This window comes from Nisaea acidiphila, assembly GCF_024662015.1.
GTDB lineage: Bacteria > Pseudomonadota > Alphaproteobacteria > Thalassobaculales > Thalassobaculaceae > Nisaea > Nisaea acidiphila.
This window is the reverse complement of the sequence record NZ_CP102480.1, coordinates 2,392,623-2,405,157: the sequence shown is the minus strand read 5'-3', so window position 1 is coordinate 2,405,157 and position 12,535 is coordinate 2,392,623. Positions and strand designations below refer to the sequence as shown.

General features: G+C 62.4%; 13 protein-coding genes. 3 read left to right on the top strand and 10 right to left on the bottom strand.

Translation table 11 applies throughout. The annotated features are described in order from the left end of the window. Window positions 1-3 precede the first annotated feature (3 nt). From NUH88_RS11075 to NUH88_RS11055, 5 genes are all read right to left on the bottom strand, one after another. Window positions 4-783, bottom strand: a complete 780-nt coding sequence (locus NUH88_RS11075; RefSeq protein ID WP_257766471.1) for a class I SAM-dependent methyltransferase — start codon at window positions 781-783, stop codon at window positions 4-6. An 85-nt stretch (window positions 784-868) separates the two neighbouring features. Further along, window positions 869-1,702, bottom strand: a complete 834-nt coding sequence (locus NUH88_RS11070; RefSeq protein WP_257766470.1) for an MBL fold metallo-hydrolase — start codon at window positions 1,700-1,702, stop codon at window positions 869-871. Window positions 1,703-1,823: 121 nt separating this feature from the next. Then, a complete protein-coding gene (locus NUH88_RS11065; protein ID WP_257766469.1) occupies window positions 1,824-2,513 on the bottom strand; it encodes a response regulator transcription factor in 690 nt (229 codons plus the stop codon). A 69-nt stretch (window positions 2,514-2,582) separates the two neighbouring features. Then, window positions 2,583-2,888, bottom strand: coding sequence for a DUF427 domain-containing protein (locus NUH88_RS11060; RefSeq protein WP_257766468.1), 306 nt, complete (start codon window positions 2,886-2,888; stop codon window positions 2,583-2,585). Window positions 2,889-2,902: 14 nt separating this feature from the next. Further along, window positions 2,903-3,772, bottom strand: a complete 870-nt coding sequence (locus tag NUH88_RS11055) for an alpha/beta hydrolase (RefSeq protein ID WP_257766467.1) — start codon at window positions 3,770-3,772, stop codon at window positions 2,903-2,905. Between the two features lie 100 nt (window positions 3,773-3,872). On the opposite strand from NUH88_RS11055, the gene ribA reads away from it, so the two are divergent. The 3 genes from ribA (at window position 3,873) to NUH88_RS11040 (ending at window position 6,551) form a co-directional block, all read left to right on the top strand. Further along, on the top strand, window positions 3,873-5,024 hold the full coding sequence (gene ribA, locus NUH88_RS11050) for a GTP cyclohydrolase II (protein ID WP_257766466.1): 1,152 nt from the start codon (window positions 3,873-3,875) through the stop codon (window positions 5,022-5,024). A gap of 90 nt (window positions 5,025-5,114) precedes the next feature. Continuing rightward, window positions 5,115-5,987 carry a hypothetical protein gene (locus tag NUH88_RS11045; RefSeq protein ID WP_257766465.1) on the top strand — a complete coding sequence of 291 codons (873 nt, stop codon included), beginning with the start codon at window positions 5,115-5,117 and terminating at the stop codon, window positions 5,985-5,987. A gap of 36 nt (window positions 5,988-6,023) precedes the next feature. After that, window positions 6,024-6,551 (top strand): L,D-transpeptidase family protein, encoded by a 528-nt coding sequence (locus NUH88_RS11040; protein ID WP_257766464.1) that lies wholly within the window; start codon window positions 6,024-6,026, stop codon window positions 6,549-6,551. On the opposite strand, the gene NUH88_RS11035 is transcribed toward NUH88_RS11040, so the two are convergent. The 5 genes from NUH88_RS11035 to NUH88_RS11015 all read right to left on the bottom strand — a co-directional run bounded on the left by NUH88_RS11035 (window position 6,552) and on the right by NUH88_RS11015 (window position 12,496). Next, a complete protein-coding gene (locus tag NUH88_RS11035; protein WP_257766463.1) occupies window positions 6,552-7,253 on the bottom strand; it encodes a YggS family pyridoxal phosphate-dependent enzyme in 702 nt (233 codons plus the stop codon). 4 nt (window positions 7,254-7,257) lie between these two features. After that, a complete protein-coding gene (locus NUH88_RS11030) occupies window positions 7,258-9,168 on the bottom strand; it encodes a tetratricopeptide repeat-containing sulfotransferase family protein (protein WP_257766462.1) in 1,911 nt (636 codons plus the stop codon). Window positions 9,169-9,185: 17 nt separating this feature from the next. Further along, window positions 9,186-10,031, bottom strand: coding sequence for a sulfotransferase domain-containing protein (locus tag NUH88_RS11025; protein WP_257766461.1), 846 nt, complete (start codon window positions 10,029-10,031; stop codon window positions 9,186-9,188). Between the two features lie 19 nt (window positions 10,032-10,050). After that, window positions 10,051-11,238 (bottom strand): JmjC domain-containing protein, encoded by a 1,188-nt coding sequence (locus NUH88_RS11020; protein WP_257766460.1) that lies wholly within the window; start codon window positions 11,236-11,238, stop codon window positions 10,051-10,053. Between the two features lie 151 nt (window positions 11,239-11,389). Next, entirely contained in the window at window positions 11,390-12,496 is a 1,107-nt protein-coding gene (locus NUH88_RS11015) for a porin (RefSeq protein WP_257766459.1), read from the bottom strand. Between the last annotated feature and the right edge of the window lie 39 nt (window positions 12,497-12,535).

Below are 12,535 nucleotides of genomic sequence, written 5' to 3'. Positions count from 1 at the left end.
TTTCTAGCGTTTCTCGAGCCAGAGCGAGGTCTCCAGCGCGCCATCCGGCAGCGGGAGCCACCCGAGATCCGGACAATCCGCCTTGCCGAGCAGCCGCGAGCGCGCGAAGTGGCTCGAGAAGAGCGCCTCGAAACCACCTCCCGAAAGCAAAGCGGCAACCAACTGCTGTTCGTTATATGTGCGCCAGGCCCAGGCTTCGGGATAGGGATCGGGCAACACTATGTCGTGAATATGCACCAGCAGCCCCGCCGGAAGCGTGGGCAGGAGATGATTGAGCACAAGATCGACATCCGAGCCCGGCAGCACCAGGTGGCTTGAATCCAGGAACAGGATGTCACCGGGGCCGAGTTCCGGCAGATCCGCCATCGCGGTCTGCTGGATGGTCTGATTCAGGAACCGGACGCCGGTGCCGGAGAGATCCGCCCGTGGCGCCGGATCGATGCAAGTGATCTCCGTCGCGAGGCCGCCGTCCCGGACAGCCCGGGCAAGAAACCGCGTGCTGTGTCCGGACCCGATCTCAAGGATCCGCGCCGGCCGCCGCGTACGCACGAACACATAGGCCGCCGCCGCGTCGAGGGCGGGGAACCAGTCCTGCGCCCAGCGCGGCTCCGGCGGCGGCGAACTTCCAATCGCGAGGAGCGCCTCCCGGTAGCTCTCGATTTCCGTCAGCGTCGCCATCATGTGCGGTAGCGCCCCGCCTCTGAAGCGCTCTTCGACCCACTCATACCGACTACCGCTATTCGGAACTTCCGCGGCATAGCGGTAGGGCATGAAGTAACCCATTGGTTTAATGCCAAGAATTGTACATAGGCCCAGCTTGAGCCGGCGCCAGGTATGGCCCGCTGAAAGGCGAGAGAACTGGGTCATATCAAGGTGTGATCGTCAGACCTTCATGGGCCGCAATGGTCCCGGGACGGCGCTCGTCCGCGCGGCGCACGATCTCGTCCATGATCTCGTCCGTGTGACTCGGATCGTGGTGAAAGAGGACCAGCTGCCGGACGCCTGCCGCGTCCGCGAGACGAATTCCCTCCTGCCAGGTCGAGTGCCCCCAGCCGACATATTTCGGAAATTCCTCATCCGTGTAGCAGGCGTCGTAGATCATCACGTCCGCATCTTGGACCAGTTCGAGGATATTCCGGTCCAGCTCGCCCGGGCGATGCTCCGTGTCGGTGATGTAGCAGATCGACTTGCCGCCGAAATCGAAGCGATACCCGATGGCGCCTTGCGGATGGTTCAGCATGGCCGTGCGCACCGAAATCCCCGGCCCGAACTCAAGCGTGTCGCCGGGTGCGAAATTGTTGAAGGCAAGTTCCGACTGGAACACCTCGAGCGGCACGGGGAAGAGCGGAGAAGACATCAACCGGGCGATCACGTCGCGCATATCCTGGTCGCCGGAAAGATGTCCCGCCCAGACCCGGAACACGTTCCCCTTCTTGAAAGCGGAGGTGAAGAACGGGAGGCCGCCGATGTGATCGAGATGAGAATGGGTAAAGAGCAGGTCCGCGTCCACCGGGCCCGCCTTGTCGAGCGCAATGCCGAGATTGCGCAGGCCCGTGCCGGCATCGAGGATGAAGAGACGCTCGCCGCAGCGGACCTCAAGACAAGCTGTGTTGCCGCCGTAGCGCACAAAATCCGGTCCCGGGCAGGCAAGGCTCCCGCGGGCACCCCAGATCCGGACGTAAAATTCCGCTCCCGGCGACAAGATCGATCCCCCCAGCCACTTTCTGGCTAAATTGCCGGTTTATTTGGAGCTGAAGTCTGCATGACCGGCGGCGACCTGAAAAGATCAAATCGGGACAAGCCTCTATTTGATCATAGCAGGATTAGGGAACAAGACGGTAACCGCCGGGATCGGTCACCAGAATCTGCGCATTTGACGGATCCGTCTCGATCTTCTGCCGTAGCCGGTAAACATGGGTTTCAAGCGTGTGCGTGGTGACACCGGCATTGTAGCCCCAGACCTCGTTCAGAAGGGTCTCGCGCTTCACCATGCGTCCGCCCGTCCGGTAGAGATATTTAAGGATCGCGGTTTCCTTTTCCGTCAGGCGCACCTTCTTGTTCTTCGCTTCGTCTATCAGCAGTTTAGCGCTCGGACGGAAGCTGTAGGGACCGATGGTGAAGACCGCATCGTCGCTCTGCTCGTGCTGGCGCAGATGGGCGCGCATGCGGGCCAGAAGCACTGCGATCTTGAATGGCTTGGTGACATAGTCATTCGCCCCGGCATCGAGCCCGAGGATCGTATCGGCATCGCCGTCCTGGGCGGTCAGCATGACGATCGGAGATTTCACGCCGTTGCGCCGGATCAAGCGGCAGACATCGCGCCCGTCCATGTCCGGCAGGCCGACATCGAGCAAAATGAGATCGAAATGGGCGGATTTGACGGTTTCCAGCGCCTCGGCGCCGTTTTCCACCGCGTGCACCGCAAATTCCTCATGCAGTTCCAGTTGCTCGCTCAACGTGACCCGAAGGGCTTCGTCATCCTCGACCAACAGGACCTTTTTTCCGTTCACCATCACCCGCAACGACCCATGCAATGAATAGAAACCCACACTTAAGTAGAACGAGGCCCGAATACCAGAGGCTTAAAGTGGTGAGACAATAACCTCTTTCCAGAAACTGACGAAGTTCCGGATCCTTGCCGCTTTCTTGGTCGGCCTCGGATAGGACCACGCGGCATTCGTGACAATACGGTCCTGATCCAAAACGTCATAATAGAGCGCCTCGCCGCGCCAGGGACAACGGGTCCGCATTTCGCTCTCCCGCAACAGCTCGAAATTGACGGTTTCCGGCGGAAAATAGACGCTTCCCTCGATTGTCAGCGTTTCCCGCTCCGCTGCCCGGGCGATCTCCGTATCGCCGATCCGCGCCACCAGAACCTGATCGAACATGACTGTCTCCCTCCTCAGAAGGACGGCGCGAGGATCAGCCGGAGCATGCTCTGGCAAAGCGGATGGTGCGGGTCGCCGAACGCCTCAAGCGCGGTAAAATGATCGCGATCCGGCAAATCAACCAGCTCGACAGGCTGTCGCTTTTCCCTCAGGGCGCCGGCAAGCGCATCGCGCTGACGCAGATATTCCGGCCCCTCTTTCGCGCCGACGGTGAGCAAATGCGGCGGCAGCCGGAGGCCCGCGCCTTCCGCTTCCCGGACCCGGGCGACCGGGGACAGGGCTTTTGCCTCACCCTCCGTCAGCGAAAGAACGTCGTTCAGGTAGCTGAGCCGGATCGGCTCCAGATCGTGCAGCCCGCTCACGGAACAGACACCTTTCAGAACCCCTGGAGCCATGCCCGCCGGGCCTCCCATAAAGGCGGCAAGATGACCGCCCGCCGAATGCCCGGCGAGGTAAAGCCTCGCGGGATTGCCGCCGAAGCTTCCGGCCTTCTCGGACACCCATCCGATCGCTGCACGGATATCGTCGGCAATGTCCGAAACCGAAACCTCCGGGCACAGCCGGTAGCCTACGGAGACGAAATGGATATCCGCAGCGATGAAGGTCGGAACCAGGAAATGCGCAATGCTCTTGTCGCGCATATGCCAGTAACCGCCATGAATGAAGATCAGAACCGGCGCATCGCGCTTGGCGGCCGGGAAGATGTCGACACGCTGGCGGGGGTGCGTTCCGTAGGGAATGTCCAGGTCGGAGGAGAACTGCCCGCGCACCTCGGCGCCCTTCGCCTCCCAGGCGGCCGAGATCTCCGCGCTGTTGGCGACCTTTTTCCGGTTGTCATATTCCCGATCGAGCCCCGCGCGATCATAGGATTTGAAAAGCGCCATGGCCGTCCCACCTTTCCCCTCGCTTTTCGGAAACAGTGCGTTACGCGCCGCGATGGTTCAAGGAACTTGACCTTGGCCGCGCGCGGAAGATGATGCGGCCATGGAAGACACACAGCCTTTGGCCGGCGGCAAAGCCGCCGCCTCGACCCAGACCTCCGTCGACCGCGCGATCTCGGAACTCCGCCGGGGCGGTCTGGTGCTGCTCCACGGTTCCGCCGACGAGAGCGTATTGCTCGTACTCGCCGCCGAGATGGCGAACGAGGTGGCGCTCGCCGCCATGGTGCGGCTTGCCGGCAGCCTGCCATCGGTGATCGTGCCGAAAAATCGGGCGCGCGACATCACCGGCAACGAGACCATTCCCCCCTATTCCAGCATGGCCCTGCCGCATGGCGTGGACGCGGCCCTGGTGCGGCAGATCGCCGACCCGCTTTTCGAGCCGGAGAAACTCGGAACCCTGCGCCAGAGCCTGACCATCGTGCCGGTCCGCGCCGGCCGGCTCGGACCCGCCTCCGTGCAGCTCTCGAAATGGGCTCGGCTCCTGCCGTCCGTCGTCGTTGCCCGGGTGAGCGACGTGAAAGCCGCCGAGGCGGCGCGCTGGGCACATGCGAGCGGCCTGCTGTCTCTGAGCGCATCAGATGTCGAGGGCTACGTGGAAGCCAGTGCCCGGCGCCTCAGTCGGGTCGCCACCGCCCGGGTCCCGCTCGCCGACGCGGAAAATTCCCGTATCGTCGCCTTCCGTCCCGCCGATGGCGGCGAGGAGCATCTTGCGATCATTGTCGGCGACCCGGACCTGGAAGCCCCCGTACTTGTACGCCTGCATTCCGAATGCCTGACAGGCGATTTGCTCGGCAGCCTGCGTTGCGATTGCGGCGATCAGCTACGTGGAGCACTTAAGGAAATCGGCAGCCAAGGCTCCGGCATCCTGCTCTACCTCGCTCAGGAGGGCCGGGATATCGGGCTCATAAACAAACTGCGCGCATACCAGCTACAGGACCTCGGCAGCGATACGGTTGACGCGAACGAACAGCTTGGCTTCGAAGCCGACGAGCGCGTCTATCTCACCGCCGCCGAAATGCTGCGCCAGCTTGGCGTGCGATCGGTCCGCCTGATGACCAACAATCCGGAAAAGATTTCCCAGCTCCGGAACAGCGGTGTCGATGTCGTCGAACGGGTGGCTCATATCTTCCCGTCGAACAGTCACAACGAAGGCTATCTCCGCACCAAGGCGTCCCGCACGGGACATCTTTTCTGAGCGATTCCGCCGACCCTACGCAGACTTCGGAAAAGTCTCCGCTAGCTGGTACGAGGCTTGCATTCCCTGCGAGGCAAAAGGAGCCTTGCAATGGAAGTCACTCAAGCTGCGGCACAACCTGCCTGGTGGTCCCAGTCCTTCCCGTCCGGGGAACGCGACGTGAAGGAGGATGTCCGGAGCGATTACGTCGAGACCGCCGCCGGCGCGAGCGGTGACGACGGCTGGGGTTCGGACGGCTTCGGGTTCGATGACTTCCTCGACATCGTCAATCCGCTCCAGCATCTGCCTTTCATCTCCACGCTCTATCGCGAGATCACCGGCGACACCATCGAACCCGCGGCACGCATGGCCGGCGGGACGCTCTATGGCGGACCGGCCGGACTGATCGCAAGCGCGGCCAATCTCTTCGTCGAAGCCGAGGCCGGCGCCGATATCGGCAGTACAATGGTCGCGCAGCTCACCGGCGACGATGCCGCACCTTCCACTATCGAAACTCCGCAGACGGAAACATTGCTCGCCGAAGCACCGGCGGAGATCGCCCCACAACCGCAAACCGTACCGCAGCCCAAAGCCGATCTCGGCAATCTGCCGTCCCCGCAGGCCCTTGCCGCCTATGCCCAGGCCAGCGCTCTCGGCACGCCCGGCCGCGCCGGCGGCGCCGTCGACTGGACGAGCGGCGTGATCACGCAGAAACAGGAGTCCGGGCCCTCCCTCCAGAGCGTTTCCGGCAGCGGCCTCGACGCTTTGATCCGCGAGAGCCAGGCCAAGGCCGCCACCCGCAAGCGCGGACCTTCGCTCCCCTCCCTGACCCAGCCGGGCCTGAAGAACCGCGGCGCGGGACAGACCGAAACCGCTTCTGTCGCTCCGGCCCCGCCTGCGAACCGTGCCGGCCTGGCCGATTGGATGATGAAGGCCCTCGACAAATATGAAACCATGAAGGTTCCGGGCCAGCAGACGGGTTAACGCCGCATCGGCCCTTCCCGATGATGGAGAAACTCGGTGGACCTCGTTCTCAGGGCCTGTGACGGCGGGACTTATGCACTTGAGATTGAGGGAAGACGGTTACGCTGCGCCACCGGCAAGGGCGGCATCCGCACGAAAAAGCAGGAAGGCGACGGCGCCACACCGGTCGGCCGGTTTCCACTACAGCGGATCTTCTTTCGCGCAGACCGCATGCAGCCGCCGGCGGGATGTCCGGACCCGATTGCCATCCGGGAGACGCACGGCTGGAGCGACGATCCGGCAGATCCTGAGAACTACAATCGCCTCGTCGCCCTGCCTTACGCGCATTCCCACGAGCGGCTCATGCGCGAGGATGCGGTCTACGATGTGGTGGTGGAACTCGGATATAATGACGATCCGCCGGTCCCGGGCCGGGGCAGCGCCATCTTCATGCATGTCGCGCGTCCCGATTTTTCCGGAACTGAGGGCTGCATCGCCCTCGCCCTGCCGGACCTCCTCGATATCCTAAGGCAATGCGGCGGCACGGGCGCAATCGTCGTGCCGGCCCACCTCGCAACCGGCTAGCTATCCCGCGGGTTTCTGACGCTGCCCGAATATGGCCGTGCCGACCCGGACATGGGTGGCGCCGAACTCGATGGCAGTCTCGTAATCGCCGCTCATTCCCATGCTGAGCTTTTCGAGCCCGTGCTGTCGGGCAATCTCCCGCAGCAGCGCGAAATGCAGCGCCGGCTCCTCGTCCGCCGGGGGAATGCACATCAGCCCGGTCACATTGAGGCCGTGCTCATCCCGGCAAGTCGCGATGAACGCATCCGCTTCAGCGGGAAGCACGCCGGCCTTCTGCTCCTCTTCGCCAGTATTGACCTGAATGAAGCATTCCAGCGCGCGGCCCTGCTTTGTCATTTCCGCCGCCAGGACACGGGCCAGTTTCGGGCGGTCCACGGTCTCGATGACATCGAACAGCGCTATCGCATCCGCCGCCTTGTTGGTTTGAAGCGGCCCGATCAGATGAAGCGTAACGTCGGGAAATCGTTCCTTCAGCGCGGGCCATTTGCCTTGCGCTTCCTGTACCCGGTTTTCACCGAAGATCCGCTGGCCCGCAGCAAGCGCCGCCTCCACCCGCTCGACCGGCTGGACCTTGCCGACCGCGACAAGCGTGACTTCGTCCGGCGCGCGCCCGGCGGTTTTCGCCGCAGCCGCTATCTGATCCCTCACGGTCTGCAGGTTCGCCGCAATGTCTACCGCAACCTCGTTGGGTGCCTGATCCATCCTGTCACTCTCCATAGCCGAGCCGGTCAATTTCAGGCTCCAGGGTTGCGGCTAATTCTGTCATCACGGTTCCGTAACGTTTCCAGCGGGCGACCGCATGATTGTAGAGCGGTTGCGTCACCTGGGCATAACTCGGTGTCGCGATATGCCCCCGCGAGCGGGCATGTATGTGGAACTCGGCCAGTCTGTCATCCCAGTCCAGGCCGAGAAACTCGAGCACGGGTCCGGCGGCGCCCTGCAGGTCCCGCGTCATGTCCTCATATTTCACCGTGACCACCGGCGGGTTCAAGTGCGTCCGATAAAGCTGCCAGAGCGCGAAGACCCCGCGGTAGAAGCGGGCCGTATCCTCAAGCGAACAGAATACTGCCATCGAGTGATTGAGCGCGAAGCTCTGCATCAGGCAACTCAGGCACACGTCGCAGGGATGACGCAACGCGAGAATGAATCGAGCCTTCGGGAAGATGTGCAGGATGAGCCCGGCATGGACGATGTTCAGAGGCATCTTGTCGACGAAAATGGCGCCGTCGGCAGGTTTGAGGAACCTGTTACGGGCGGCAAAGTAACCTTCCCGCAGCTCCTTCCGCCGGTCCTCGGACAACGTTTCGAGCGCTCCTGGATAAAGACCGCCATCCGCACCGAGATTGGCGGCAAGCCCCGTGATCAGCGGCCGCTCCTCCAGCACCTGGACCCGGGGATGAGCATCCAGGACCTGGTCGAGCAAGGTAGTACCCGAGCGCGGGAAGCCGACCAGAAACACCGGATCCGTCTCGCTGTCGGTCTCTTCCGGCGTCGCTCCGGACCAGGTGGGAGCGCTCTCGAATGCGACCGTAAGCGCGGCCACTTCCGCGAAGGCTTTCGCCGGATCGGCAAGGGCGCCCCTCGCCTGCTCCAGCTGCACGCGGTTCGCCTTCTCGAACCACGAAAAGGCGCCGTCATAGTCGCCGAGTGCATCCAGGCTCTGTGCCAGTTCGAAGCCGAGGCGATGGGTATCGGGTCCCGGCGTTGCAGATTTCGCCGCCGGCTCCAGCAACTGCCTTGCCTCGTCCGCGCGTTTCAGGCGACGCAGCGAACGTCCCGACAGTGCCGTCAGATGCTGATCGGACGGCGACAGCTTCAGGCCGCGTCGGGACACCAGAAGCGCCTCGTCGAGTGACGATTTCCGATCCTCGAGTTCGGCGAGCATCGCATAGGAAGAGGCCGCAGACGGATCGGCGGCGACCGCCCGTCGCGCCGCCGTCACGGCGTCCGTCAGCTGCCCGGTATCCCGAAGATAGGTTGCGAGCGCCCGATGCGCCCTGGGATCGAGTCCGGCCATTGCCCGGATCGCGTCAAACAGCGCGCGCGCGGAATCGAACCTGCCGAGCGCGACATAGACGGCCGCGAGGTTGTTGCGGACTTCAAACCCCTCGTCCTTTCCAAGCGCCCGCTCCAGCAATGTTGCCGCACGGTGCAGATCGCCTCCGGCCCGCGCGATCAAGGCCAGATTGTTCAGAACCGCCGGATCGTCTCCCCCGGCAAGGGCGGTCTCCAGCGCCTCTTTTGCTTCCGGCTCGCGGCCGGCTTCGAGAAGAAGCGTTCCGTAGAGCTTTTGAACCGGCGGACTCGCGCGCAGCCGGCGCCCGAAGGGATCCAGCAGTTCAAGGGCCCGGCCTGTCTCTCCGCGATGCATCAGGACCTGAGCGAAATTGATAGCGACCTGTGGCTCCTCTGGCGCAAGCGCGCTGGCCTTGGTCAGCGCACGTTCCGCCCGGTCGAAATCGCCGCCGGACGCCTCGAGCATGCCGGCCAGATAATAAGGCCGCCAGTCACGTCCCGCCTTCTTCAGGATCCGCTGATAGCGCTCACGCGCTTCACGCCAGCGCCCGGCGGCGGCGAGCCGGCGAACGGGATCGAAATCGGACGAGGGATCGCTCATGGCGTCGGTTCAGGGCCTCAGATCCTAGGTGTGCCGGACTTGGAAATATATCCGAGTTCCAGCAGGAGGTCGTAGTGGCGCTCGGTCAGCCGCTTCACATGGTCCTCGCTCAGGACCCGGCGATAACCGCCGACCCCTCCGGTACGGAAGAATTTCTGCGACTGATGGACCCGCTCGCGAAAACCGGTCTTCTTCTCCTGCCCGGCGACCACGGAGAAACTACTGTTGCGGATCGCCCGTTTCAGTCGCTCCGGATCCTTCGGCACGCCGAGATAGCGCATGAAGGATCCGAACGCCTTGACCGGACTTCTCGCCATGCTCTCGTATTTCAGCGTGAGCGGCTCGAAATTCTCCACGGCATGCCAGCTTCGGTAATGGTCGGTCCAGGTTCCAAGAATCTGGAACACGGCGGCCTTGCTGGTTTTCGTGGTCTGGAGATCGGAGGTCATCGCCTCCACCGCGTCGTCGAGGCCGAGCCGGTAATGATCGGCATAAGAAACCGTTACGTCATAGACGTTGCGCACCACATAGACTGCGCCCGCAGTATGTTCCAGGTGAATGAGCGGCGCACCCTCATGCAGCATCAGAGCGTTGTGAGTCTTCGCGATCGCGGTTTCCGGCTGCGATGCCCAGGACTTCTGTAACGGCCCCCGGAGCGCATGAATTTCCGCGTCGTTCAACTGGTCGAGCGGCTTACCGGCAAGCTGCTCGTAGAGCGGGCCCATCATATCGCCGTAGCGGACGACTCCGAGATCGTTGATCGAGACCGGCTCCACACTGTTGCGGAACAGGTTCTCGATGAAGATGCGAAGCCAGGTATTCCCCGACTTCGGGAAGGAGGCGAGCCAGAGAATACCGCTCATGTCGTGGTACCGGGCCCGCTCATCCGCGCAAGCGCCAGATCACGCCGTTCTGAACCAGGGCGCCGAGCAACGCCTCGAATTGAGGGACTCTGTCCGGAAATGCGGCGCGCAGATCCGAGAGCCAGATCTCCTCGCTGCCGACAATGTGCTCGACGACGGGATAATCTTCCTTTGCGATATCGAGGCTGAAGCCCTCGCCGCTGAGGCTCGCAGCCGGTCCCCGGCGGGTAAGCTTCACCGGTCGGCGCGTGACCATGAAATAGATGTCCGGCGTGCGGTCCGGCAGAGTGTGCCGCACCACCTTGTCCGCAACCTGGGACATCAGATAGCCGCGGATCTGCTGATGGAACTCAGGACGAGCCATATGTTCCGCAACATTTTGGCCGAGCTCCGTGATATAAGTCTCCAGCTCCTGACCATCGTCAAAATGTGGGATTCGTTTCCGGCAGAATTCGTCCTGGTGCAGGAACGGCATCAGCATGTTCAGCGAGGCATGACCGTCCACATAGGTCGCCCCGAAGGAGAGATGCAGCGAGGCGGTGTCCGTCGTCATCGCGTCATGATACTGGCCGCGCGGGAGATAGAGGACGTCGCCCGGCCGCATCACGATCTGCTTCAGGATCGGACCTTTTTGCTGGTCATGCTGTTCGCGCGAGAAATCGCCCGGCCGCACGCGCGGGACGTCGATCGCCTCGTTCACGCGCCCCTGGTAGATATTCCAAGTCTTCTCGCCCTCGATCTGAATGGCGAAAACGCACATGGTGTCGAAATGCGAATGATAGGCCTGGACGCTCTTCCAGGAACAATAGGCATTGCAGGAAGCGTGGGTACCCGTCAGGCGCTCGATGAACCGGGTCGCATCCTGCACCGAGGGATGGATGCCTTCGATGAAATCGAGCACGAGGCTCGCGCCCTTCGACATCAGGAAACGGACGCGCTCGGGATCCGGAACCGGCAGGTTCGCCCCGCGCCGGTCGCGGCCGGGACGGCAATATTGCTCGGACGGCAAGACATTGCCGTCGACCGCCATTTCCATGAAATTCGCATTCCAGAGCTTCGACCGGTTGATCAGATCGTTCATCTGATCCCAACTGAAGAGCGCATCGACCGGATCGAAGGCACCTTCCTCGAAATAAAAGGCCTTGTCCCAGTAATCACTCAAGAACTGGTCGCGCGTGATTTTCTTGAAGAAATTCTCGAACTGCACGGCTGTGTCCCCTGAATTCGGTCCCGACGGGATGTGTATATCAGGGGTGCGGTGAGTTCCATAGGGGCGCGCGGTAATTCGTTTCTTCGCGCCAAATGAAAAGGGGCCGCGCGAGGCGGCCCCTTTCCGAAAGTCTCTATCCGAAGCCGGATTAGAAGGACAGCTTCAGACCAACGACGAAGTAGGTGCCGTCGGTGGAGTTGTCGGCAACACCGGTGTCGTCGGTTTCGTACTCGGTGTAACCGAGGGTACCGGCGGCGGTGACGCCCGGGCCCAGCGCGTACTTGCCGGACAGAGCGAAGGTGTCGTGGTCGGCCTGGCCGGAGGTCACACCAGCAGTGGTGGAACCGTCACGCTCGCCATGGAAGTAGCCGAGGCTGACGCCCCACGGGCCGCTCGCGTAAGCAGCACCGATGTTGAAGCCTTCGTTTTCGTCGGCGTCGGTGGTGCCTTCAGAACCGGCGTAGGAAGCGCCGAGGGAGAAGCCACCGAAGCCAACGGTCAGGCCAGCGGACCAAGCCGACGGATCGTCCTGACCGGACGGGCCATCGGTGAAGGTGCCGTAACCGCCGGAGATGCCGAGGTCGAAGCCACCGAAGTCGCGCTTGAAGTTGGCGCCGATGGTGTAACCGTCGGTGATGTCGGAGTTACGATCCGGCTGCGCGTTGCTGTCCTGGCTGGTGGTCGGGATGTAGGACACACCAAGCTGGAAGCCTTCGATACGCGGCGTGTAGTAGGTCAGCTTTTCGGAGTCGTTGGTCCGGGCCGGCTCGACGTTGGTGGAGCCGAACGGGCTGCGGAAGAACGAGCCGGAGATGTTGGACGGCTTGGTGACCCAGGAAGACTGGTCGCCGGAGTTGATGCCGATACCATACTCAGCCGGAGCATAGTTCATCTTGTACAGCGAGGAGTTCTCGGAACCGATGTTGATTTCACCAAAGTTGCCTTTGATGATCATGTACGATTCGTCGATCTGGTCGCTGGTGTTGCTGTTGGCTTCCAGCTGGACGTTGATGCCGACAGAGATGCCGTTGTCCAGGGTGGTCATGCCTTTGGCGTGCAGTTCGGCGTCGGACTTGACGTCGAAGCCGCTGTAGTCAGCGGTGTTGCTGTCCTGCTCGTCCTGAGAGACGTAACCGAACCACTGTTCCATGTAACCGCCGATGGACACTTTGAGCTTTTCAGCAGCGTCCGCGGACGGCGAAGCGATCATGCCAGCGGCAACAATCGCGGTCGTTCCGAGAAGAACCTTTTTCATTTTCCCCTACTCCCGAGAGTCATCGGTTGAAGTAACGCG

Bases quoted from the DNA above. Each gene is read 5' to 3' on its own strand.
- NUH88_RS11075 (WP_257766471.1), bottom strand. From the start codon at position 783: ATGGGTTACTTCATGCCCTACCGCTATGCCGCGGAAGTTCCGAATAGC.
- NUH88_RS11065 (WP_257766469.1), bottom strand. From the start codon at position 2,513: ATGGTGAACGGAAAAAAGGTCCTGTTGGTCGAGGATGACGAAGCCCTT.
- NUH88_RS11060 (WP_257766468.1), bottom strand. From the start codon at position 2,888: ATGTTCGATCAGGTTCTGGTGGCGCGGATCGGCGATACGGAGATCGCC.
- NUH88_RS11055 (WP_257766467.1), bottom strand. From the start codon at position 3,772: ATGGCGCTTTTCAAATCCTATGATCGCGCGGGGCTCGATCGGGAATAT.
- ribA (WP_257766466.1), top strand. From the start codon at position 3,873: ATGGAAGACACACAGCCTTTGGCCGGCGGCAAAGCCGCCGCCTCGACC.
- NUH88_RS11045 (WP_257766465.1), top strand. From the start codon at position 5,115: ATGGAAGTCACTCAAGCTGCGGCACAACCTGCCTGGTGGTCCCAGTCC.
- NUH88_RS11035 (WP_257766463.1), bottom strand. From the start codon at position 7,253: ATGGATCAGGCACCCAACGAGGTTGCGGTAGACATTGCGGCGAACCTG.
- NUH88_RS11030 (WP_257766462.1), bottom strand. From the start codon at position 9,168: ATGAGCGATCCCTCGTCCGATTTCGATCCCGTTCGCCGGCTCGCCGCC.
- NUH88_RS11025 (WP_257766461.1), bottom strand. From the start codon at position 10,031: ATGAGCGGTATTCTCTGGCTCGCCTCCTTCCCGAAGTCGGGGAATACC.
- NUH88_RS11015 (WP_257766459.1), bottom strand. From the start codon at position 12,496: ATGAAAAAGGTTCTTCTCGGAACGACCGCGATTGTTGCCGCTGGCATG.